Annotated in this window: 19 protein-coding genes and 1 tRNA gene; 11 read left to right on the top strand and 9 right to left on the bottom strand. The window is 63.4% G+C overall.

The annotated features are described in order from the left end of the window. Positions 1-394 precede the first annotated feature (394 nt). The 5 genes from M1E17_RS15505 (at position 395) to M1E17_RS15485 (ending at position 5,623) form a co-directional block, all read left to right on the top strand. Complete coding sequence (locus M1E17_RS15505; protein WP_457962868.1) at positions 395-1,726, top strand: hemolysin family protein; 1,332 nt, start codon at positions 395-397, stop codon at positions 1,724-1,726. Further along, the gene (locus M1E17_RS15500; RefSeq protein WP_457962867.1) at positions 1,723-2,793 is read left to right on the top strand and encodes a hemolysin family protein; all 1,071 of its coding nucleotides are present in this window, start codon (positions 1,723-1,725) and stop codon (positions 2,791-2,793) included. The genes M1E17_RS15505 and M1E17_RS15500 overlap by 4 nt, the downstream gene beginning before the upstream one ends. Positions 2,794-2,891: 98 nt before the next feature. Continuing rightward, the gene (locus M1E17_RS15495) at positions 2,892-3,932 is read left to right on the top strand and encodes a metal ABC transporter solute-binding protein, Zn/Mn family (protein ID WP_457962866.1); all 1,041 of its coding nucleotides are present in this window, start codon (positions 2,892-2,894) and stop codon (positions 3,930-3,932) included. After that, positions 3,933-4,748 (top strand): metal ABC transporter ATP-binding protein, encoded by an 816-nt coding sequence (locus tag M1E17_RS15490; protein WP_457962865.1) that lies wholly within the window; start codon positions 3,933-3,935, stop codon positions 4,746-4,748. It begins immediately after the preceding gene. Next, positions 4,748-5,623 carry a metal ABC transporter permease gene (locus tag M1E17_RS15485; RefSeq protein WP_457962864.1) on the top strand — a complete coding sequence of 292 codons (876 nt, stop codon included), beginning with the start codon at positions 4,748-4,750 and terminating at the stop codon, positions 5,621-5,623. Before M1E17_RS15490 ends, M1E17_RS15485 begins: the two co-directional genes overlap by 1 nt. Positions 5,624-5,642: 19 nt before the next feature. Here the strand turns inward: M1E17_RS15485 and M1E17_RS15480 are convergent, their stop codons facing one another. Then, positions 5,643-6,143 carry a Fur family transcriptional regulator gene (locus M1E17_RS15480; protein ID WP_457962863.1) on the bottom strand — a complete coding sequence of 167 codons (501 nt, stop codon included), beginning with the start codon at positions 6,141-6,143 and terminating at the stop codon, positions 5,643-5,645. Between the two features lie 148 nt (positions 6,144-6,291). On the opposite strand from M1E17_RS15480, the gene M1E17_RS15475 reads away from it, so the two are divergent. Continuing rightward, on the top strand, positions 6,292-6,948 hold the full coding sequence (locus M1E17_RS15475; protein WP_457962862.1) for an MBL fold metallo-hydrolase: 657 nt from the start codon (positions 6,292-6,294) through the stop codon (positions 6,946-6,948). Between the two features lie 19 nt (positions 6,949-6,967). On the opposite strand, the gene cds1 is transcribed toward M1E17_RS15475, so the two are convergent. Next, entirely contained in the window at positions 6,968-8,050 is a 1,083-nt protein-coding gene (gene cds1, locus M1E17_RS15470) for an L-cysteine desulfhydrase Cds1 (RefSeq protein ID WP_457962861.1), read from the bottom strand. A gap of 73 nt (positions 8,051-8,123) precedes the next feature. Between cds1 and M1E17_RS15465 the strand changes: the two genes are divergently transcribed. The 3 genes from M1E17_RS15465 (at position 8,124) to M1E17_RS15455 (ending at position 10,676) form a co-directional block, all read left to right on the top strand. Next, a complete protein-coding gene (locus M1E17_RS15465) occupies positions 8,124-9,002 on the top strand; it encodes a sulfurtransferase (RefSeq protein ID WP_457967779.1) in 879 nt (292 codons plus the stop codon). A gap of 73 nt (positions 9,003-9,075) precedes the next feature. Further along, positions 9,076-10,251, top strand: a complete 1,176-nt coding sequence (locus M1E17_RS15460) for an NAD(P)-dependent alcohol dehydrogenase (protein WP_457962860.1) — start codon at positions 9,076-9,078, stop codon at positions 10,249-10,251. Continuing rightward, positions 10,248-10,676: an HIT family protein gene (locus M1E17_RS15455; RefSeq protein WP_457962859.1), complete on the top strand. Its 429-nt coding sequence runs from the start codon at positions 10,248-10,250 to the stop codon at positions 10,674-10,676. The genes M1E17_RS15460 and M1E17_RS15455 overlap by 4 nt, the downstream gene beginning before the upstream one ends. 20 nt (positions 10,677-10,696) lie before the next feature. On the opposite strand, the gene hrpA is transcribed toward M1E17_RS15455, so the two are convergent. After that, a complete protein-coding gene (hrpA, locus tag M1E17_RS15450; RefSeq protein ID WP_457962858.1) occupies positions 10,697-14,752 on the bottom strand; it encodes an ATP-dependent RNA helicase HrpA in 4,056 nt (1,351 codons plus the stop codon). 71 nt (positions 14,753-14,823) lie between these two features. Next, positions 14,824-14,991 (bottom strand): hypothetical protein, encoded by a 168-nt coding sequence (locus M1E17_RS15445; protein ID WP_457962857.1) that lies wholly within the window; start codon positions 14,989-14,991, stop codon positions 14,824-14,826. A gap of 81 nt (positions 14,992-15,072) precedes the next feature. Here M1E17_RS15445 and M1E17_RS15440 point away from each other — a divergent pair, with 81 nt between their 5' ends. Beyond that, a complete protein-coding gene (locus M1E17_RS15440) occupies positions 15,073-16,041 on the top strand; it encodes a GlxA family transcriptional regulator (RefSeq protein WP_457962856.1) in 969 nt (322 codons plus the stop codon). Here M1E17_RS15440 and M1E17_RS15435 read toward each other — a convergent pair. Both M1E17_RS15435 and M1E17_RS15430 read right to left on the bottom strand, forming a co-directional pair. Beyond that, the gene (locus M1E17_RS15435) at positions 16,038-16,400 is read right to left on the bottom strand and encodes a protealysin inhibitor emfourin (protein WP_457962855.1); all 363 of its coding nucleotides are present in this window, start codon (positions 16,398-16,400) and stop codon (positions 16,038-16,040) included. The two genes, M1E17_RS15440 and M1E17_RS15435, sit on opposite strands and share 4 nt — an antisense overlap. 58 nt (positions 16,401-16,458) lie before the next feature. Further along, on the bottom strand, positions 16,459-17,550 hold the full coding sequence (locus M1E17_RS15430) for a M4 family metallopeptidase (protein ID WP_457962854.1): 1,092 nt from the start codon (positions 17,548-17,550) through the stop codon (positions 16,459-16,461). A gap of 444 nt (positions 17,551-17,994) precedes the next feature. Between M1E17_RS15430 and M1E17_RS15425 the strand changes: the two genes are divergently transcribed. Further along, positions 17,995-19,659, top strand: a complete 1,665-nt coding sequence (locus M1E17_RS15425; protein ID WP_457962853.1) for a DUF222 domain-containing protein — start codon at positions 17,995-17,997, stop codon at positions 19,657-19,659. A gap of 359 nt (positions 19,660-20,018) precedes the next feature. On the opposite strand, the gene M1E17_RS15420 is transcribed toward M1E17_RS15425, so the two are convergent. From M1E17_RS15420 to M1E17_RS15410, 3 genes are all read right to left on the bottom strand, one after another. Beyond that, positions 20,019-20,091 (bottom strand) — tRNA-Arg (locus tag M1E17_RS15420). Between the two features lie 123 nt (positions 20,092-20,214). Continuing rightward, positions 20,215-21,885 carry a ferredoxin--NADP reductase gene (locus M1E17_RS15415; protein ID WP_457962852.1) on the bottom strand — a complete coding sequence of 557 codons (1,671 nt, stop codon included), beginning with the start codon at positions 21,883-21,885 and terminating at the stop codon, positions 20,215-20,217. Continuing rightward, complete coding sequence (locus tag M1E17_RS15410) at positions 21,882-22,757, bottom strand: FAD:protein FMN transferase (protein ID WP_457962851.1); 876 nt, start codon at positions 22,755-22,757, stop codon at positions 21,882-21,884. The genes M1E17_RS15415 and M1E17_RS15410 overlap by 4 nt, the downstream gene beginning before the upstream one ends.

Genomic DNA, 22,757 nt, shown 5'->3' with positions numbered 1-22,757 from the left:
AGTGACGCCAAGAAAGTGGAATATGGCGTGCCTGAAGCTGTCCGCGCGGGAAGAATCCGCCGACGCCGCAGAGCGCGATTGCACAGCACGCGGGGGCCATGATCTGCTCCTGTAGACTGAAACCCTTATGGACAGTAAATCTAGGTGCCGGCCTGGGGGCTGTCAGCGGAGCACGAAGAGCAGCGCCGCACAGTCCACCCGCAGAGCCGGCAAACCCCGAACACGCGCCCATCACTCTCCGCCGGCCCAGGCCCGTGGAGCCACTTTGGAAACACCGTCGGCTTCGGCTGACCATCCTCCGCCGGGCGGTTTCCCCCCTCAGCGGCCCGCAGCCCAGTTCCTTCACAGCACCCGGATTCTACGCTCGCCCCTGATTTCCGCGGCGGGATGCTGAATGGAATGGCTTCTCCTTGCAGCAGGCTTCCTGCTGATCGCCGGCACCGGCTTCTTTGTCGCCGTCGAATTTTCCCTCATTGCTTTGGACCAGGCAACGGTCCAGCGCGCCATCGACAACGGTGACACCGGTGCCGTTCCGCTGCTCAAATGCCTCAAGTCCCTTTCCACCCAACTCTCCAGCTGCCAGCTTGGCATCACCCTCACCACGCTGCTGACCGGCTACGTGATGGAACCGTCCGTCGGCCGGCTGCTGGAAGGCCCGCTGGTTGTCGTCGGCATTCCCGACGTCGCAGCGGCATCCATTTCCCTGGTGATCGCCATGGCGCTGGCAACCCTGCTCTCCATGTTGCTGGGCGAACTGGTGCCCAAAAACATGGCCATCGCGCTGTCGTTTCCCGTGGGCAAGGCGCTGGCCAGGCCGCAGCTTGTTTTCACTGCCCTTTTCAAGCCTGCCATCCTGGTGCTGAACGGCTTTTCCAATAAGGTCCTGAACGTGTTCGGGCTTGAAGCCAAGGAAGAAATTTCAGGGGCCAGGACGCCCGCCGAGCTTGCCTCCCTGGTACGGCGTTCCGCCGCCATGGGAACGCTCGACGCCGGCACGGCCAACTTTGTGGCCAGGACGCTGAATTTCTCTGCCCGGACAGCTGCCGACGTCATGACGCCCCGGATCCGAGTAGAGACCATCGACGCCGACCAGCCGATCTCGGACATCCTGGACGCTGCGCGGCGCACGGGGTATTCCCGGTTCCCGGTCATTGGAGAGTCGGCCGACGACATCAGGGGACTGGTTCACGTTAAAAAGGCTGTGGCAGTGCCATGGGACCGGCGGCCCAACCTGGAAGCCGGCGCCATCATGACAGACGTCCTCAGGGTGCCGGAAACCATTCATCTGGATGCCCTCCTCGCGGAACTCCGCGAGGGAAACCTGCAGCTCGCCGTCGTGCTTGACGAGTACGGCGGAACGGCGGGCATCGCCACCCTCGAGGACCTTGTTGAGGAAATCGTCGGTGAAGTTGCTGACGAGCACGACAAAGTCCGGCCCGGCCTCCTCCAGAGTGCCTCCGGCGACTGGTACTTTCCTGGGCTGCTGCGCCCGGATGAACTGTCCGAGCAGATTCCCGGACTGAGCGTTCCTGATGAATCCGCCTATGAAACGGTGGGCGGTTATGTAATGAGCGAACTTGGCCGCATCGCCACTGTCGGTGACACCGTCCCTGTTGGCGGCGGAACATTGAGCGTGACCAGGATGGACGGACGACGCATCGACAGAATCTGCTTCCAGCCCGCCGCACCGGACGCTGAAGAGGCCCCGGACAGGACCGCATCATGAGCGACTGGGAAGGAATTTTCTGGCTGGTTATCCTCCTGCTCGGCAACGCGTTTTTTGTTGCTGCCGAGTTCGCGGTGATGTCCGCACGGCGCAGCCAGATCGAACCCCTGGCCGAGGCAGGCTCCAAGCGCGCCCAGACCACTCTTCGTGCCATGGAGAATGTGTCACTGATGCTCGCCTGTGCCCAGCTGGGTATTACTGTTTGCTCACTGCTGATCCTCCAGGTCGCAGAGCCCGCCATTCATCACCTGATGGCCGCACCGCTGGAAATGGTGGGGCTGCCCGTGGAGATGGCGGACGTGGTGGCCTTCGCCATCGCCTTGATGCTGGTGACGTTCCTGCACGTGACCTTCGGCGAGATGGTTCCGAAGAACATCTCGGTGTCAGTTGCAGATAAGGCTGCACTGTTCCTGGCCCCGCCGCTGATGTTCGTTGCCCGTCTGGTCAGGCCCGCAATTGTGGCCCTTAACTGGTCCGCCAACCACATCCTGAAGCTCATGCGGATTGAGCCCAAGGATGAGGTGAACTCGTCCTTCACGCTTGAAGAAGTCCAGTCGATTGTGCAGGAGTCCACACGCCACGGGCTGGTGGACGATGACGCCGGGCTCATTACCGGTGCGTTGGAGTTCTCCGAGCACACGGCCTCAGACATCATGGTGCCGCTGGACAACCTGGTGATGCTGAAGGCGGCCACTACTCCGGTGGAGTTCGAGAAGGCAGTCAGCAGGACAGGCTTCTCCAGGTTCCCCATGCTTGATGACGACAGCATGCTGGCCGGCTACCTCCATGTGAAGGATGTGCTGTCCATTCCTGAAGCGGATTATCAGCACCCTATTGCTGAAAGCCGGATCCGCTCATTGGCGAACCTCGCGCTGGATGACGAGATCGAACAGGCGATGTCCGTCATGCAGCGAACGGGCTCACATCTCGCCCGGGTCATAGGCCACGACGGTCAGACCCAGGGCGTGCTGTTCCTCGAAGACATCATTGAGCAGCTGGTGGGTGAGATCCGTGATGCAACCCAGGCAACGGGAATCAGGAGGCTCGGCCAGCCCAACGGTGAATGACCGTATTGGGTTTCGCCCTAAATAGGAATCATTCCTATTTGGGGGTTAGACTCTCCTGAGACGTAGAAGTCCATCCCCTGAACAGATTTGAGGTTTCCGTGCGCCGTTCTGCCGCCACCCGCACATCCGTGGCCGCCCTCGCAGGCTTGAGCCTTTTGCTGACCGCCTGCGGTCCTGGCGGTGAAGCAACGTCCGTCTCCTCCGCTTCGCCTTCTGAAGGCGGCCTGGTGGACATCGTCGCGTCCACCAACGTCTATGGAGACATCGCGCGCTCTGTCGGCGGGGACAAAGTCAACGTCTCCGCCATCATCACCAAGACCAGCCAGGACCCGCACTCCTACGAGGCAACTGCGCAGGACCGGTTGGTTGTCTCGAAGGCAGATCTGGTGATTGAAAATGGTGGCGGCTACGACGCTTTCGTCGAAAAGATGGCCGAGGACAGCAACATTCCCCACGAGAGCATCCTGAGCGCGGTCGAAATCTCGGGCCTGGCACCGGAGGAAGAGGCTGATCATGCCCCAGCCAGTGATGCCCCAACCACCGACGCCACTGCCAGCGAGCCTGCCGATGAGCACGGGCACGACGAGCACGGGCACGACGAGCACGGTGAATTCAACGAACACGTCTGGTACAGCCTGGAGGCAATGGGCAAGCTGGCCGATGCCCTTGCAGCCAAGCTCGGCGAACTCGAGCCCGGATCCGCAGCCACGTTCACGGCCAATGCCGACACCTTCAAGTCAAGCCTGGATGGACTTGCTGCCAAGCTCGCAGCACTCAAGGCTGCCGGGGGAGCAGGGGCACCAGTAGCAGTTACTGAACCTGTCCCGCTGTACCTGCTGGAGGCGGCAGGGCTGGAGAACCAGACGCCGGCCGATTACACTGCCGCTATCGAGGAAGGAACCGACGTCCCGCCGGCCGTTCTGAAGGCAGCGACGGACCTGGCCGGTTCGGAGGACATTCGATTCCTCGCATACAACGATCAGACAGAGGGCCCGCAGACTGAAGCCCTCAAGAACGCGGCCGAAGCGGCCGGCGTTCCCGTGATCGACTTCAGCGAAACACTGCCCGAGGGCAAGACGTACCTGCAGTGGATGACGGACAATGTTGACAACGTCAGCAAAGTTTTGGAGAAAAAATAGTTGGAACCAGTGGTGAGCCTCCGCGGGGCGTCCCTGAAGTTCGGTAAACGGGCGCTCTGGGAGGATCTCAACCTGGACATCAGGCCAGGCGAATTCTTCGCCGTGCTTGGACCTAACGGCAGCGGAAAGACAAGTTTCCTCAAGGTCCTCCTTGGCCTCCAGGACCTCCATGCCGGGAACGCCACGCTGGGCGGCCATCCGGTGGAGCGCGGAAGTAACCTTATTGGCTATATCCCCCAGCAGAAGTCCTTTTCCCCTGATACCCCCATGCGCGCCCGGGATCTGGTGGGGCTGGGGGTGGACGGCCACCGCTGGGGACTGCGCCTTGCAGCCTCAAAGGCGAACAGCAGGATAGATGAACTCCTGGAACTCGTTGGGGCAAGCGACTACGCCAGGGTTCCGGTGGGCCAACTCTCCGGCGGCGAACAGCAGCGGCTCCGCGTTGCCCAGGCCCTTGCCACGGATCCCAAGGTCCTGCTCTGCGACGAGCCCCTGTTGTCCCTTGACCTGCATCACCAGCAGGCGGTGAGCGCGCTGATCAACAAACAGTGCCACAACCAAAACAGTGCAGTGGTGTTCGTCACGCACGAAATCAACCCCATCATCGACTACGTGGACCGGGTGCTCTACCTCGCCGGAGGCCGGTTCAAAGTGGGGACACCGGAGGAGGTCATGACCACCGAGGTGCTGTCGGATCTCTATGGCAGCCATGTTGAGGTTATCCACGCCAACGGACGCATCGTGGTGGTCGGGCTGCCGGATGCAACCACCCACCATCATGCCGAAGTCCATGCCACGGCAGCGGAGATGGCCTGATGGATCCGGACAGCATTATCGGATCGATCTTCAGCTTCGAGAACTACGGCGAGCTGCTGGTCCTGGTCCAAAACTCCATCTGGGCCGGAGCCGTGCTGGGCCTGCTGGGCGGACTCGTTGGCACTTTTGTGATGAAGCGGGATCTCGCCTTTGCTGTTCACGGCATCTCTGAATTGTCATTCGCCGGGGCGGCCTTTGCCCTTCTGATCGGGGCGGACATCGTTTTCGGCTCGCTGATCGGTTCGGTGGCGGCGGCGCTGCTGCTGGGACTGATGGGAGTCAGGGCCAGGGACAAAAACTCGATCATTGGCGTGATCATGCCCTTCGGGCTGGGCCTGGGCATTCTTTTCCTGTCCCTTTATGAGGGCCGGGCCGCCAACAAGTTTGGCCTGTTGACCGGGCAGATCGTCTCGGTCGATACCGTGCAGCTGCAGGCACTCGCCGGGACAGCCGTGGTGGTCATGGTGGCCCTGGTGGCCATCTGGAGGCCGCTTAACTTCGCCAGCGTTGATCCGGAGCTTGCCGAAGCGCGCGGCGTTCCCGTGCGGACCCTGGCGCTCGTCTTTATGGTGCTGTTGGGGGTCAGTGTGGCGCTGTCCATCCAGGTGGTGGGAGCACTCCTGGTGCTGGCTCTGCTGATCACCCCGGCGGCGGCGGCCCTGCGGGTTACGTCCTCGCCGGTGGCGGTGGTGGTGCTGAGCGTGGCGTTCGCCATGACGGCCACAGTGGGCGGGATCCTCCTGGCTCTGGGCGGCCGTATACCCATCAGCCCCTACGTCACAACGCTCTCATTCCTGATTTACGTCGTGTGCCGGGTGATCGGGACTGTCCGGGCGAAGAAGGGGCTCAACGGGCGCGTCATGCTTGCGCGCTGAGAGAGTTTTTTGCCCTAAGTCAGAGCTCGCCGGCCGCCTTGCGGACGGTGCAGTCCGGGCAAAAACCGAAGATCTCCACGGTATGTGCAACGTCGGTGTAGCCGTGGTCTTTCGCCGTCCGGGCAGCCCACGTTTCCACTGCAGGGGCTTCGACTTCCACGGCCTTGCCGCAGTTGCGGCACAGGAGATGGTGATGGTGTTCAGTGACTGCGCAGCGGCGGTAGACGGCCTCGCCTTCACCGTTGCGGAGCACATCGACAAGTCCCTCATCGGCGAGGGATTGCAAAATGCGGTAGGCCGTAGCGAGTGATACAGAAACGCCCTGGTTCTGGAGGATCCGGTAAAGCTCCTGCGTGCTCACGAAGTCATTCAGGTCATCCAGCGCGGCGCTGATGGCCAGGCGCTGCTTAGTGACGCGCTGTTCCTTTCCGGCTCCCGTTGCTCCGATGCCCGCGCCCGTGGCGGGTGAAGGGGCAGAGGTGGACGGCGTGGTTTCGTCAGCCTTGGTGCCGAACGGCATTGGAGGACTCGCTTCCCTGTGGGATGGTGGCAACGATCAAGATTACCAGCCGGAGCTTTCCTGAGCCCTGAGCCCTGAGCCGTGAGCGCTGCGCCTGGCCCCCGGGGCTTCGTGGACACTCTTTGCGGCCGCCCCCTAGGCTGGCGCTATGAAGCTGACAAAATACACCCACGCCTGCGTCCGGCTCGAAAAGGACGGCCGGGTGCTGGTGCTGGACCCAGGGACGTTCTCGGAGACGAAGGAAGCCCTGGCCGGTGCGGAGGCGGTGCTCGTCACGCACGAGCACGGTGACCATATCGACGTGCCCGCCATGGTGAATGCCCTGCGCGGGAATGACAGCCTGGCGGTGTTCGGCCCCGCCGGTGTGGCGGCCCACCTGCGTGAAGAGGCACCGGAAGCGGCAGGCCGGATCCATACGGTGGAGCCCGGCAGTTCATTCGAGGCGGCAGGCTTCAGCATCCGCAGTTACGGCGGCCAGCATGCCCTGATCCATCCCCAGATCCCGGTGGTCGTCAACATCGGCTACCTCGTGGACGGGAATGTCTACCATCCGGGTGACTCCTTTATCATCCCTGACGGAATGAGCGTTCAGACCCTCCTGGTTCCCCTCCACGCGCCGTGGAACAAGGTCAGCGAGGTGATCGATTTTGTGATCGGAGTACGGGCCGCACGTGCGTTTCAGATCCATGATGGGCTGCTGAATGAGATGGGCCTCAAAATGGTGGAATCGCATGTGGCCTGGCTGGGTGGCAAGTACGGAACGGAGTTCGTGCACCTTGCCCCCGGCGAATCGGTGGAGGTGTAGCAGCCAAAGCCCGCCGGAACTAGCCCTCCCAAACACCCGTGTCGAAGAACTTTTTGAGCACCGCTTCGTGTGGCTCAGGATCCATATTCTGGCTGGCCAGCCAGGCAGGGTTGTAGTAGTTCCCCGCGTAGCGTTCGCCGCCGTCGCACATGAGCGACACAATACTGCCACGCCGTCCCTCGGCGATCATCTCCGCTACCAGCTGCCAGACGCCCCACAGGTTGGTGCCCGTTGAGGGCCCGGCGTGCAGGTCAGCAACAGTCCTCAGATGCCGCATGGCGGCCACGGAGGCGGCGTCCGGGACCTGAATCATACGGTCGATCACAGAAGGGACGAAGCTGGGTTCCATCCTGGGCCGGCCGATGCCTTCGATCCGCGACGGCATCCCGGTGCTGTAGTCCGGCACACCGTCACGCCAGCCTGGATAGAAAGCTGAGTTTTCGGGATCCACCACAGCCAGCCGGGTCTGATGGCAGTGGTAGCGGAGGTACCGGCCTATGGTGGCGCTGGTGCCGCCTGTGCCCGCGCCAACAACCACCCAGTCAGGCACCGGGTGCTCTTCCAGCTCCAGCTGCTGGAAGATGGATTCGGCAATGTTGTTGTTGCCCCGCCAGTCTGTGGCCCGCTCGGCGTACGTGAACTGGTCCATGTAGTGACCGCGGCTGGTTTCTGCTACTTCCCTGGCCACGGCGTACACCTCTGATGCATGGTCCACCAGCAGGCAGGAGCCGCCGAACTGTTCAATCAGGGCGATTTTCTCAGGGCTGGTAGTCCGGGTCATTACTGCCACAAAAGGAAGCCCTAACAGCTGCGCGAAGTACGCCTCCGAGACCGCTGTGCTGCCGCTGGAGGCCTCCACGATAGTGGTGTCTTCCCTGATCCAACCGTTCACCAGGCCGAACAGGAAGAGGGAACGGGCCAGCCTGTGCTTGAGGCTTCCGGAGCGGTGGGTCGATTCGTCCTTGAGATAGAGCTGGACACCCCAGTGTTGTGGAAGGGGGACCGAGTAGAGATGGGTGTCGGCGGAGCGGTTGTTTTCTGCGCTGATCTTGCGGACTGCCTGGTCTGCCCAGGAGCGGTCGGTGCTGCTTGCCCTATTCACCGCACCAGCCTACCCGCGCTGCTCCGGAGGCTAGAGTGGTCAGACCCACTGCTGACCCCACCCAAGGAGAATGATGGGCCCCCTGATGGATGTAGCCACCCTGGAAGCCCGGCGGGCTGCCGGCCAGCGGACTGTCCTGCTGGATGTTCGCTGGGCCCTGGGGGATCCGCACGGCCGGGACCACTACCTCGCCTCCCATCTGCCAGGCGCCGTATACGTGAATCTCCCCACCGAGCTCGCCGCGCCTGCCGTCCCTGCCCGCGGCAGGCATCCGCTTCCAGCTGCTGCCGATTTCCAGGCCGCAGCCAGGCGTTGGGGGATCAACGACGGCGACGTTGTGGTGGCCTACGACAACAGCGGCAACATGGCCGCGGCCCGGCTCTGGTGGATGCTCCGAAATGCGGGCCTCCAGGAGGTCTACCTGCTCGACGGCGGCCTGGCCGCCTGGCAGAATGCCGGGCTCCCTCTAGAGGAGGGACCGGTGGAGTCCCTTCCCGGCGACGTTTCTTTTAGCGATGTCTCTGCCGATGACTCCAATAAGGCAGGCGGGATGCCGGCTATTGATGCGGCCACCGCAGGAAGCTGGGCGGGAAAAGGCGTGCTCCTGGATGCCCGGGCAGGGGAAAGATACCGGGGCGAGTTCGAACCTGTTGATCCGCGCGCCGGCCACATTCCCGGCGCCGTCAGCGCACCGACGTCGGATAATGTGGACGAGTCCGGCCGTTTCCTGCCGGCGGCGGAGCTCCGGCGGCGCTTCGAAGAGCTCGGAATCAGGGACGACGTCCCGGTGGCGGTGTACTGCGGCTCCGGGGTGACTGCCGCCCATGAGGTGGCAGCGCTGGAAATAGCGGGAATACCGGCTTCGCTTTATCCAGGTTCCTTCTCGGAGTGGTCCAATAATCCGTCGCTGCCAGTCGTCACCGGGAAGGAGCCCGGCGGCGATCAACCTTGACAAGGCTGGGTCAACCAAGCCGAACCACACCGTCGAGTGGAAATGCCGCGGCCAGCGGGGGTAGCGTCGCAGTATGACTCCTGGACGACCCGTACCGCCTCCTCTCGCCCAAACTATTTCTCCCGTCACCGGCCCTGCTTCTCCTGCGAACAGCGATGACCTCCTGGCCGGTAACCGCCTCGCGGCGGCTTATGGCGCCGTCTCCGACAACAGCGGCTTGGTGCCCCTGACGCTGGCACGGCGCGTGCCCAAGGAGGATGACGTCGAGATTGCGATTGACTTTTGCGGCCTGTGCCACTCCGACGTCCACGCAACGCGGGGCGAGTGGGGATCACAGCACTATCCGCTGGTGCCGGGCCACGAAATCGTTGGAACTGTCAGCCGCGTGGGGTCAGCCGTCGATGATTTCTCCCCGGGCGACCTGGTGGGTGTCGGCTGCATGGTGGACTCCTGCCGTGAGTGCGACAGCTGCCTGGAAGGACTGGAACAGTACTGCGAGAACGGTATGACCGGGACCTATGGGGCCCAAGATGCCCGCAACGGCGGCTCCGTCACCCAAGGCGGCTACTCGTCCTCTGTGGTGGTTGACCGGCGCTATGTGGTCCACGTTCCCGGGAACCTGGACCCGGCTGCCGTGGCCCCGCTGCTCTGTGCCGGCGTCACCACTTTCTCTCCGCTGCGTCACTTCAATGTGGAGGAAGGCGACGTGGTGGGCGTGGTGGGCCTGGGCGGTCTGGGGCACATGGCCGTCAAGCTTGCCAAGGCCATGGGAGCAGTGGTGAAAGTTTTCACGACCTCTGAGTCGAAGGTCCCGGCAGCGCTTGAGCTGGGAGCGGATGAAGTCATCCTTTCGGCGGACAAGGACGCCATGGCTGCTGCTGGCCGGAGCATCGATGTCATCATTGACACCGTGGCGGCACCGCACGATCTGAACCCGTTTTTCCGCACCCTGCGCCGTGACGGCGCTTTGTTCCAGCTGGGATTGCCGTCCGAGGCCATGCCTCCGGTTAATCCCGGCGCGCTGATCCGCCGTCGGATAGCTTATGCGGGTTCGCTTATTGGCGGGATCGCCGAAACCCAGGAGATGCTCGACTTCTGCGCCGAACACGGCGTGGTTGCGGACATCGAAATAGTCCGCGCGGACCAGCTGAATGATGCCTATGACCGTATGGTGGCAGGCGACGTTAAATATCGGTTTGTGCTGGACACCAGCACACTGCAGGCTCCGGCCAAGGAGGCAAACGCATGAGTACCCTGTTCACCAGGATCCTGAACGGCGAAATTCCGGGCCGCTTCGTTTGGCGTGAACCAGACGTTGCGGCGTTCCTGACCACCGGCCCGCTGGCTGATGGGCACACCCTGGTTGTCCCTACCGAAGAGGTGGACCGCTGGACCGATGCCTCACCGGAAACGCTGGCGAAGGTGATGGAAGTGGCACGGCGGATTGGCGCTGTCCAGGTGGAGCTTTTCAACGCCCAGCGTGCCGGACTCATCGTGGCAGGCTACGAAATCAACCACTTCCACGTCCACGTCTGGCCATCCCAGAGCATGGCAGACTTCGACTTCGCCTCGGCTGACCAGAATCCGGACCCTGCCGTACTGGACGCAAACGCCGAGAAGCTGCGTGAGGGATTGAGGGCAGCCGGCTACGCGGAGTTCGTGCCGGAAAGCTGACGAAGGTCTGAGCTCAGGGCTTAGGCAGGGGCCAGAGCCTTATTCAGCACGGCCCGGATCCGTTTCTCCGACACGGAGTAGGCCGTGCCGAGTTCGACGGCGAAGAGGCTCACCCTGAGTTCCTCGATCATCCAGCGGACCTGCTTCAGTTCGGAACCAGCCTGCCGCCCCGGGAGAAGGGCGGAGACGGCGTCGTCGTAGTCGTCCTCCAGCCGCTGGATGGCGGCCATGTGAAGCGCATCGCGCTGGACATTGCCTGGCAGACGTTCGAGCCGTTTTTCGATGGCGGCGAGGTAGCGGGGGAGTTGACTCAGCTGGGCGTACCCGGTTTTGGCCACAAAACCCGGATACACCAGCTGTTCCAACTGGCTTTTCACATCATTCAGGGCGCTGATCAGGGCCAGGCTGGTGGTTCCCCGGAGCTGCTTCTCGATCCGACGGGTGCTGGAGAGAATGCGCTCCACCACGGCGGTCACGCCGAAAACGGTATCGATCAGTTCAGCCCGGACCTGCTCATAGAGGGCGTCAAAGGCTTCGCGGTCCCAAGGCAGCTCCACCGGCGTCAGCTTGTCGATCGCAGCGAGGGCGCAGTCCGCTATCAGCGCGGACACTGAGCCGTGCGGATTCTGGCTGAAGGTCAGTTTCTCAATGTTGTTCAGGTGCTCCAGCACATAGCGGTCCGGCGCGGGCACCCTGAGCGCGAGGAGCCTGATGACGCCGCCACGCATGGACTCCAGCTGTTCTGAGGGCGTCTGGAAAACCCGGAGCGCCACCGACGTGCCCTCGTCCACCAAGGCAGGGTAACCGGTAACGGTGTGTCCCTTGACGGTGTTGCTGACCTGGCGCTGAAGGGTGCCGAAGGTCCAGGCGGTCAGGCCGCTGAGCTCCCTGAACAAGGCGGACCCGGTTTGCCCGGCTGCATCGGTCTCGACTTCACCGTGGCCTGCGGCCTGGCCGCCGCGTCCGACGCCGCCCGCCCGGCCTGCGCCTCCGCCAGAGGCTCCGCCTTTGGTACCGTTCCCCTGAGCGCCTGGACCAGTGGTCCCGGGGGTTGCTCCGAGGGATTCGGCGATGGCACGGCGGGTTGCGGGTGCCAAGCGCTCCTGAAGAACTCCAAGGTCCTTGCCCTCATCCAGAACCTTGCCCTTGCTGTCCACAACCTTGAAGCTCACGCGGAGGTGCGGCGGTACGGCGTCCCAATTCCAGGATCCTGGCGGGATAACGTGTCCGCGGATCCGGCGTAGGGCCAGTTCAAGTGATGCTTCCAGTTCGTCGGTGGCGGGATCAAAATCGGCTTCGAGGGCCGCCACAGCTTGCCGGGCAATGTCAGGGGCGGGTACGAAGTTCTTGCGGATCTGTTTGGGCAGCGACTTGATCAGGGCCGTCACCAGCTCAACGCGCTGCCCGGGAATCAGCCAGCGGAACGGGGCGTCATCCAGCTGGTTCAGGAATAGCACCGGCACTTCAGCTGTGACGCCGTCGGACGGATTAGGAGGTGAGCCGGGCGCTACAGGGTGGAATTCGTAGGTCAGCGGCAGCTCAAAGCCCTTGTGGTACCAGCTCTTGGGGTAGGCCGAATCATCCAGTTCGTCGGCATCCTCATTGATGAGGAGGGACTTGTCGTAGTCCAGGAGGTCCGGATTCTTCTGCCGGGCCTCCTTCCACCACTTGTCGAAGTGCCGCTCGGACACCACGTCGGGTCCGATCCGCGCGTCGTAGAACTCAAAGAGTGTCTCGTCATCCACCAACAGGTCGCGGCGGCGCATTCGGGCCTCGAGCTCCTCAACCTCCAGCAGGAGGGCTCGGTTGCGGTGGAAGAACTTGTGGTGGGTCTTCCAGTCGCCTTCCACCAGGGCGTGCCTGATGAAGAGTTCGCGGGCCAGAACCGGGTCTACTCGGCTATAGTTGACCCTCCGCTGCGGGATGATGGGCACGCCGTATAGCGTGACCTTTTCATACGCCATCACGGCGCCCATTTTCGTGGACCAGTGGGGTTCGCTGTAGCTGCGCTTGACGAGGTCCGGGGCAACCTGCTCGGCCCATACGGGATCGAATTTGGCCGCCACGCGCGCCCACAGGCGGCTGGTTTCCACCAGCTCGGCCGCCATGACAAAGGTGGGCGACTTCTTGAACAGGGCCGAACCCGGGAAGATGGCGAAGCGGCTGCCCCTGGCCCCGGCGTACTCGCGTTTACGCTCGTCCAGGATGCCGATGTGGCTCAGCAGCCCGGATAGCAGGCTGATGTGGATACCGTCGTGGTTGCCCACCGGATCGGCAAGGCGCTTATTGTCCAGGCTGATCCCCAGGGGCCTGGCGAGCTGGCGGAGCTGGGCAAAAAGGTCCTGCCACTCACGGACCCGCAGGTAGTTGATGAACTCGTTGCGGCAGAGCCGTCGGAACTGGGTGGAGGACAGTTCCTGCTGCTTCTCCTGCAGGTAGTTCCACAGGTTGAGGAATCCGGTGAAGTCGGAGTTCTCATCACGGAAGCGGGCGTGCTTTTCGGCGGCCAGCTGCTGCTTGTCCGTTGGGCGCTCGCGCGGATCCTGGATGGTCAGGGCAGCAGCGAGGATCATCACTTCGCGGACACAGCCGCGTCTGCCTGATTCCACGATCATCCGGCCGAGCCTTGGGTCCACGGGCAGCTGGGCAAGCTGCTGTCCGACGGCGGTCAGGCCGCTCTTGTTTTTGCCGGCACCGTTTCTGGTGTTGTCACCTCTGTTGCGGTCGCCGTCGCCGTTGCCGTTTCCGTTGCCCTCTTCCAAGCGGACAGCGCTAAGGGCGCCGAGTTCGCGAAGGAGGGTGACGCCGTCGTTGATTGCGCGCGAATCCGGAGGTTCCACAAACGGGAACTTTTCGATGTCCTTGGGGCCGCGGGCGACGCCCATGGCTGTCATCTGGAGGATGACGGCGGCGAGGTTTGTCCGCAGGATTTCAGGATCGGTGAACAACGGGCGGGACTCGAAGTCCTCCTCGGAGTAGAGCCGAATGGCGATTCCATCCGACACGCGTCCGCAGCGCCCGGAGCGTTGGTTCGCCGACGCCTGCGACACGCGCTCAATGGGCAGGCGCTGGACCTTGGTGCGGTGGGAATAGCGCGAGATGCGTGCCGTGCCCGTGTCGATGACGTACTTGATCCCGGGAACCGTCAGGGACGTCTCGGCCACGTTGGTGGCCAGGACAATGCGGCGCTTGCTTCCAGGATGAAAAACCTTGTGCTGCTCCTGGAGGCTGAGGCGGGCAAAGAGCGGGAGCACCTCGGTGCCGGAGAGCCTGCGGTTGGACTGGATCCGTGCATTCAAGGCCTCTGCCGCATCGCGGATCTCGCGTTCGCCCGAGAAGAAGACCAGGATGTCGCCCGGTGCCTCGGTGGCTAACTCGTCTACGGCGTCGCAGACGGCGTCAAGGGGGTCCCGGTCTTCCTCCAGTTCGTCGTCGGAGGCGCTTTCCTCATCCGCTCCGCCCGCTGGCTGGGACAGCGGCCGGTAGCGTATCTCCACAGGGAAAGTACGGCCGGAAACCTCGACGATGGGGGAGGGCGCCTCGTCACTGCCGAAGTGCTTGGCGAAGCGTTCAGGGTCGATGGTGGCTGAGGTGATGATGACTTTCAGATCCGGCCGCTGAGGCAGGATGCGCTTGAGGTAGCCCAGGATGAAGTCAATGTTCAGGCTGCGCTCATGGGCTTCGTCAATGATGATTGCGTTGTACTTGCGCAGCAGCCTGTCCCGCTGGATTTCAGCCAGCAGGATGCCGTCGGTCATGAGCTTGACCTTGGTGGCGCGGCTGACTTCCCCGGTGAACCGGACCTGGAAGCCCACCTCCTGGCCAATTTCGACGCCAAGTTCCTCAGCGATGCGCTCGGCTACGGTGCGGGCAGCCAGCCGTCGGGGCTGGGTATGACCGATCAACCCGTTTTCACCAAGGCCGAGTTCGAGGCACATCTTGGGGATCTGGGTGGTCTTACCGGAGCCGGTCTCCCCGGCGATGATGGTTACCTGGTTGGCGGCGATGGCCGCCATCAGGTCCTCGCGGCGCTCGGAGACCGGCAGCTCGGCAGGGTAGGAGATATGAAATGTCATGGCTGCTGACAGTCTACTGGGAAGTTGAGGCGGCTCCCCGTACGCTGCCGCAGCCCGGTTGCGCCTGCGGGTCAGAAGATCCGCAGGGTGTAGCTGCTGCTGGGCAGATCCAGGGCAGACCACTCATGGTGGGAGGCGACGGGGGGAGTATGTCCACCGCCATCGCGCAGGAGCGCTGAGAAGGTGGCTGCCAGGATGAGGAGGAGCAGGATGACGATGATGAGTCCGAAGATTTCCATAGCTCCATCGTTCTCCGCCGGCACTTCAGGGAACAGTGGCAGAAATGACCAAAAAGCTATAATTTCTGCCACAATGGAGGCATGCTTAAAAAAGTGGCAGTCATCGTGGTTTCCAACTTTTCCATCTTCGAATTCGGCACTGCCTTTGAGGTGTTCGGGATAGACCGGTCCGCGCGCGGCACAGGTGTCCCGGCCTTCGATTTCCGTGTTTGTACGCCGGTACCCGGGAGCATAAAGCTCAAATCCGGTCTCTCCATGGACGTCAAGCTGGGCCTGGAGGCAACAGAGGATGCCGACCTGGTGATCATGACCCCTTATGGGCGGGACGAGGATGTTCCGGAGTCCGTGTTGGAAGCCTTGAGGGCTGCCGACGCCAGTGGAGCCTGGGTGATGTCCATCTGCTCCGGAGCCTTCGCCCTGGCCCGCGCCGGACTGCTGAACGGGAGGCGGTGCACCACCCATTGGCATTACTCCGCTGAACTTGCCAGCCGTTATCCGGACGTGCAGGTGGATGAGAACGTACTCTACGTGCAGGACGGCAACGTGATCACAAGCGCCGGCACGGCCGCAGGAATTGACGCATGCCTCCACTTGGTCCGGGTGGAGCTTGGGGCGAATGTGGCCACCGCGATTGCGCGTGACATGGTGGTGCCGCCCCACCGCGACGGCGGCCAGGCCCAATTCATTGAGCGGCCCATGCCCACCTGTGGCTCCGCCCCCATGGAGGAGCTGCTGCGCTGGATGGTGAAAAACCTGGAGACCGAGCACACCGTTGGTGAGCTCGCGGCCCGGGTGCACATGTCGCCGAGGACTTTCGCCCGCCGCTTCCGGTCCGAAACGGGGGCAACACCTGCTGCCTGGCTCAACTCACAGCGGGTCCTGCGAGCCCAGGAACTGCTTGAATCCACTGACCTGAATATCGATGAGGTGGCACGGGAGTCCGGCTTTGGCCATACCGTGCTGCTGCGGCACCACTTCGCCAAGGTGTTGGACACAAGCCCCCAGTCGTACCGGCGCGCCTTCCGGGGCCAGCTGGCGGAAGCGATTTAGGCCTGACGCTGGTTGGGTCCCTGTTCTTGGTTGGGTCCCTGTTCCTGTTGCTGTTCCTGTTGCGGCTTGGCATCTTCTGCCGCCGCACGGGCGGTGTCCACCAGGACGCGCCAGGGTCCGGTGACGGCCTGCTCCGGCAGCGCCGCCCGGCGCTGACCGGCTTGGATGGAGTAGATAAAGCGGTCAGGTTGGGTTCCTGTGCTTTCAGCCGCTGCCCGTGGCGTCCTGGGCACGGCATCCCAGGGGCAGGCCTCGACAATCGGCTGCCACTGGCTCTTGGCGCTCTCGGTTTCCGCGTTTACGGTCCACACCCTGGTGAAGGCGGCGATGCCGCCGCTGCGCTCCACGCTGATTTTCATGGCCTGGTTCCTGGGCTTCCCTGCAGCCTGGCCGGCTGGTCCGCAACCAGGCGTTCGACTAAACCTTGACCTTCACAGTTTCCCATGCCTGCAGCACGGCGTCATGCTCTGGTGAGCCGGAGCCGAAGAGTTCCACTGCCGAGGACGCCGTGGCCCTTGCAAAGATGCTGAAGGTTGCTGTCACAGGCAACGAGCCTGAGGTCAGGGTGTCGTACCAGATTTGCCCCGGGGCCTCCCATGCATTGGAGTCCAGGGCTTCGGCCACAAGGTAGAAGGCGCGGTTGGGGATGCCTGAGTTGATGTGGACGCCGCCGTTGTCCGCGCTGGTCCGAACGTATGAATCCATCGAGTCGGGCTGCGGATCCTTGCCCAGAACGTCGTCGTCATAGGCTGTTCCGGGGGCCTTAAGAGAACGGAGGGCCGCGCCTTCCACCTGAGGAGTAAAGAGTCCCTCGCCGATCAGCCAGCTGGCTTCCTTGACGGACTGCCTGTTCACATACTGCTCCACGAGGGCCCCAAAAACATCTGACATGGATTCGTTGATGGCACCAGCCTGATTGCGGTAGGCCAGCCCAGCGGAGTACTGGGTCACACCGTGGGCAAGCTCATGCCCTATGACGCTCAATGACCGCGTGAAGCGCTGAAACACCTCACCGTCACCATCGCCAAAGACCATCTGGCTTCCGTCCCAGAAGGCGTTGTCATATAGCTTGCCGAAATGCACGGTGGCATCGAGCGGAAGCCCCTCGCCATCTATTGAATTACGGCCAAAGACGTCGGCATAGAGGCGGTGGGTGTGGCCCAGTCCGTCGTACGCTTCATCGGTTGACGCGTCCCCGGATGCGGGCTCGCCTTCCTTTCGCACCAGTTTGCCGGGGAGGATTTCGGTGCCGCCCGCATCATAGACGCTACGTTGTGGTTGGCCTGGCCGCGCATGCCGTACCGTCAGGGGAACAGCAGGTGCAGGCTGCGTACGCGTCGCTTGGAACGACCTGACGTGAACCAGCGCTTCCTTGGCAGCCCGGGCCGCGGCCGAGAACTGAGGTGCATCCTGACGGGCCAGCCGCCGCAGCAGATAGGGCGGAATGATTGAACAGCGCACGGTTGAAATGTTCTGTGCTGGTGAAGCGTTCTGTGCTGACAATTGCATGGTGTACCCCCTGAAGTTGGTTGAAACAGATTACGAGGGGACCCTGACAATATGAGGAAGCAACACCCTTGGCAGTGGAACGAGCACTTGAGCCTCTGGCTTGGCTCTACCGGACACTGAAGCCCCTCCACCCTGCGCTAAATGGGCACTTGAGCTCCTCCACCCTGCGCACTTATGCCCTTCCAATCTGCGCGAACGGGCAGTTAACCTCTCACGCTGCCCGAACGGGCACTTAAGCTCTCACGCTGCACGAACGGACACTTACGCCCCTGACTGCCCGCCAGCCGAGTCGAATGAGCTCGGGGAGGGATGAACTCGGGCTGGAAGAGCTAAGCGGGCCCTACGGGATGCCGTTTTGCTGCTGCCTTGCGGGTGCGGAACGTCCTCGGGAGCAGGCGAGGTTCGGGACCGTTAAATGTCGGTGCCCACTGACAAGCTAAGGGTATGGACAACGGGGAAGTCTTGGAGGCAGTCGAAGCACCTGGTGCTGCCCTTGTCCTGATCGAAGCGGCCTCCTCCGCTGCTGCCGCAGGTTCTGATTCTGCTTCTGATTCAGTAGCCGAAATTGATACTGGTTCTGATCCGTTGCGGGATTTGGCGGAGGAGTGCCTGGCCGTCATGGCGGAGGCTGCCCGTGACGAGGCGCGGGCGGCTGCGCGGAAGGCCCGGGCTGCTGCCACGTACGCGGACATCTGCCGGCGCCTGCTTCCCCCGTCGGCGTCGCTGCACGAACAGTCCGTGGCGGAGATGGGCATGGTCGCGGAGGTGGCCTGTGTCCTGACCATCAGTGTAGGCGCCGCCTCGGCGTTCCTGGTCCAGTCCCGCCAGCTGAACACCGAACTGCCCCGCACCCTTGCTGCCCTGCAGGCCGGGGCCGTGTCCTGGCAGCACGCCCGGATCCTCTGCGATGAAACCGCCGGCCTGGGCCCCGCCGGTGCGGCAGCCCTGGAAACGCATTTCCTGGACCCCGACGCCGCCAAGGCTTCCCGCGCCTGCCTGGCCGGGGACCTTACACCCTCCCGGTTCCGTGCCAGGGCCCGGACCTGGCGCGAACGCCACCACCCCGTCTCGATCGAAACCCGCCACGCCAAATGCGTCCTGGACCGCCGCCTCGAGTACACCCCGGACCGCGACGGGATGGCCTGGCTCTCCGCCTACCTCCCCGCAGACCAGGCCGCCGGCATCTGGGAACACACCACCGCCGCAGCCCGGGCACTCCAAGGCCCCACCGAGCCCCGCACCCTCACCCAGCTCCGCGCCGACACCCTCGCCGCCGCACTCCTCTGCCGAGAGATCAGCAACCCCGGCAGCGACAGAGCCGGAGGCACCAGCGGCGCACTCCTTGATAGTGGGACTAACAGCGGCACTCTCATAGGCGCCGGAAGCACCAGCGGCCAAACCACCAGCTGGCGTAGCAGCAGCGGAGGGATCAACGGCGGCGGAAGCGCCAGCGAAGGTATCAACGGCGGCGGAATCAAGGGCGCAAATAGCCTTGCCAGTCGCGACGCAGAGCGCACTGCCGGGCAGGTCCCGCCGCCGCGGGCCCAAGTGCTGGTCACCGTGCCCGTGTTCTCGCTCCTGGGCCTCACCGACGAACCTGCCACCCTGGACGGCCACGGCCCCATCCCGGCCTCCATGGCAAGGAACCTGGTCGCCAACGGAGCCGACTCCTTCCACCGCGTCCTGACCGACCCCCGCGACGGCGCACCACTGGAAATCGGCCGAACCAGCTACCGGCTCACCACAGCCATGCGCCGCTGGCTCAGACTCCGCGACGCCAAATGCCCCTTCCCCGGCTGCAACAACCACTCCCTCGACAACGAAGCAGACCACCTCCTCGCCTGGGCAGACGGCGGCACCACCGGCATCAGCAACCTCGGCCAGCCTTGCCCCAAACACCACCACCTCAAACACAACACCACCTGGCAACCAACCCAGGCCAGCAAAAACGAACCACCCGGCTGGACCTCACCCACCGGCCGAGAGTACAAAAGCGAACACCAAGACTGGGAACCACCCCAGTGGCCGGACCAGATGGCAGAGATTTCCCGTGCACGCGACACAGAACACCGTCCGGAGCTGAAGCCGGCCCGTAATCCCGAACAATGACCGGCGCTCGAGCCTGCCTTAAACCCGAACGGTGTCCGGAGCTGGAGCCTGGCTGAATCCCTAAGCTCGTCCGGATCGAAATTGGGCCGGATTCCCGAACATAGTCTGGAGACAGATCTGGGCTTCGAAGTTGGAGTGAAGTGAGAACCGTTCCTGGATCGGAACGCGGACTTGCCCAAGCCCGACCCTGAGAGCGTCTTGGCCTAAGATCCTGCCTGAGATTGGCAGCTCTGGCATAACAGATGGCACCGGATCGTGGCTTGCGAAACCAGGTATGAGGTAGCCAGCGAGCCCTTCGTTCCCCTGGGGGAGGAACCAAAGAACCCCGCCGCTTGTGTAAGCGGCGGGGTTCTTCTCTGTGCCCTCGATAGGATTCGAACCTACGGCCTTCTGCTCCGGAGGCAGACGCTCTATCCCCTGAGCTACGAGGGCATTTCCCGGATCCTGCCGTTGCCGGTGGGACGTCCTAGAGCTTAGCAGCAAGGTGGCCCGCAAGGGAAAATCGCGGGCCCCCTGTGCCGAAACCGTATGCAGCCAAACGGCGAAACATCCGCATCAGTAGCCCGCGAAAGAGTCCACGTGCACCCTCCGTGCTCCAGCCTTCTTCGCAGCGCGCCGCAGGGAGGCGACGCTGGTCGGTGAACCGGAAACGTACACCTCGCGTTCGCCAATGTCCGGCACCAGAGCCCGGAGGGATGCGGCATCCAGCCTGGCGCCGCGGGCCGAGGTTCCATCGCCCGCCCCGTTCCCGGCGTCCGGACGGGCCAAGGCGTCCGGACGAGACAAGGCGTCAGTGGCAGAGCTGTCACGCGCCCCAGACCGACCGTCCGCCCCAGGCGCAGTGATCGTGCCTGCGTCAGTAATGAACGCGGGAGGGGCCGAACCATCTGCGAGTCGGGCAAGGATCCTGGCTCCGGAGTTTTTCAGTTCCTCCGCATAGGCAATCTCTTCGGCATTCCTGGCCAAAAGCAGCAGGACAATGTCACGTTGTTGGGCAGCTCCGGACGCAAGATGCGCCAGATATGGCGTGATGCCAATGCCGGCGGCAATCAGCAAAACAGGAGTTCGGGGATCACGCGGAAGGACAAAGTCGCCTCCGACGGACGTGGCTGTCACTGTGTCGCCCGGCTCCAACTCCAGCAGTACCTTCTTGGCTGCAGACAGCGGCTCGGCGGTCCGGACTCCGAACTTGACCGCTCCGGCGTCGGGCGCGCTGGTCAGGCTGAACACCCGGCGTCGGCCCTTACCATCGGACTTAGCATGCGGAAGGTCCAGTTCCATGTACTGACCGGGACGAAAGCGGACAGGGCGGGAGGGCTCGAAGGCGAATTCGGTGGTGGTGGGTGTCAACGGCCGGGCGCCCATAAACCGCAGCCGCAAGCCACCCCGCTGGCCCACCATGAATGCCAAAAGGTTGCCCACCAGCAGGGCGAGTTCGGGAGAGTTGGCCACAAAGCCGAAGTTGTAGGGCACCGCAAACAGCACCCCAACCCCTGCCGCCAGTACTAGCTGCTGCCATCGGCGTGGTGGCAACGTGAGCGGCTCAGTCAGCATAAAACCGACAAAGAACAGCACGGGGCGCTGGGCCAGCGGCTGCCACAACGCCATGGCCGCGGTCATACCTGACTGGAGCAGCTCCACGGCGACGATCGACGTGGCCACAACGGTGAACACCGCCGCCATCAGGAACTTCCGCGTGCGGTACAGGACCAGGAGTATGCCGGGCACCAACAGCCACAGCATTGCCGGAGTTGCCGCCCACCAGGTGGCGATGTTGAGCCCTGTGAGGCCGGTGACAAAAGCGCCCAACGCTGCCGGGTTGAAGATGTGGCGGCCGCGCCAGGCCAGCGCGTACTTGGAGGCCGAGGCAAGAACACAGGCCAATGCCACGCCAGCCATATCCACGGGCACAAGCGTCGGCCAGAACAGGAAATAGAGGAGCAACCCGGTAATCAGTGAAGATTCCGAATGCGGGCGGACGTGGAACAGGACCGCAAGCCCGCGGTTCGAGGAATACGTCAGGCCAAGGCACAAAGCCAGGTGAACCAGCATTTCCGGGATGCCAAACGTGAGCCAGCCGAGCGCGTTGAGCAGCAGGCTGTAGGCGGCCAGCGCGGCGAGCACCAGGAGAATGAGCCGGTACATGGTGAATCTGCCGAGCACCGTATCCAGCCGCGCGGCGGGGGAGAGGGCTGCGCCGGTTTTGGGGGCATCAACGGAGCTCATGTGAACAGTGTCCCTTCAAATCCTGCCGAGTAGGCAGCGCTACCATCGGAAAAAACAGTGAGCCAGGAAAAGTCGAAGGTCTTCTCCAGATCAGCCCCGGGAACAAAAAACAGCGCGGTGGCCAGCCCGTCGGCCAGCAGCGTGCTCTCGGCCATGGCCCACGTTGCCACTGCTGTCCTGACCGGCCGGCCCGTGGTGCCATCCAGCACGTGGTGGAGGCCGTCACCCCAGGACCGCCGGTTGGATGCTGAGGCGCACAAGGACATGCCGCCAGGCAACTGCATGGTCCCGATGGCTTTGCTGGTGTCGTAAGGGTGTTCGAGGGCCACGGAGAGCGGTTCGGAACTGCTGTTCAGGAGGTCCCCGCTCGCATCGACCAGGAACGTGTCCACTCCGCAGGACCGCAGTTCGTCAGCCAGGAGGTCCACCAGCATGCCCTTGCCGGCAGCACCGATGTCCAGGACCAGCGGGGCGGAGGTGGTCAGCACGCGGCCGTCCCAGTCCAGGACGTCCTCCCAGCGCGGTGCGGGCAAGGCTTCCCCGGCAGGGCGGAGGGTGTACCCGGCGTCGTAGCCCAGGCGTTCGAGACTGCCTCCGATCAGGGGAGTCATGGCGCCGTCCGTGATCCCATAGAGGGAGCTGTACAGGCCGCCCAGGGCAATGGCTTCGCCCGGCAGTTCATAGCGTCCGGGCCGCCGGGCCATGGCCCCCACAGTGGAGTCGTCCCGGAAACGGGACCAGTCGCCGTCGTAACGCTCCACGAGGGCAAGCAGCCGCACACGCACGGAAGGATTCAGCGGTATCGGCGTGGAGACGTCCCAGCGCGTGCCGATACCGTCAAAGCTGAAGTCTTCCCAGTGCGTGTGCGGCAC

The sequence above is a fragment of the Arthrobacter sp. D1-29 genome, from assembly GCF_054130585.1.
Note: the sequence above shows the minus strand (reverse complement) of the source record. Positions and strands in the feature narration are given on the sequence as shown.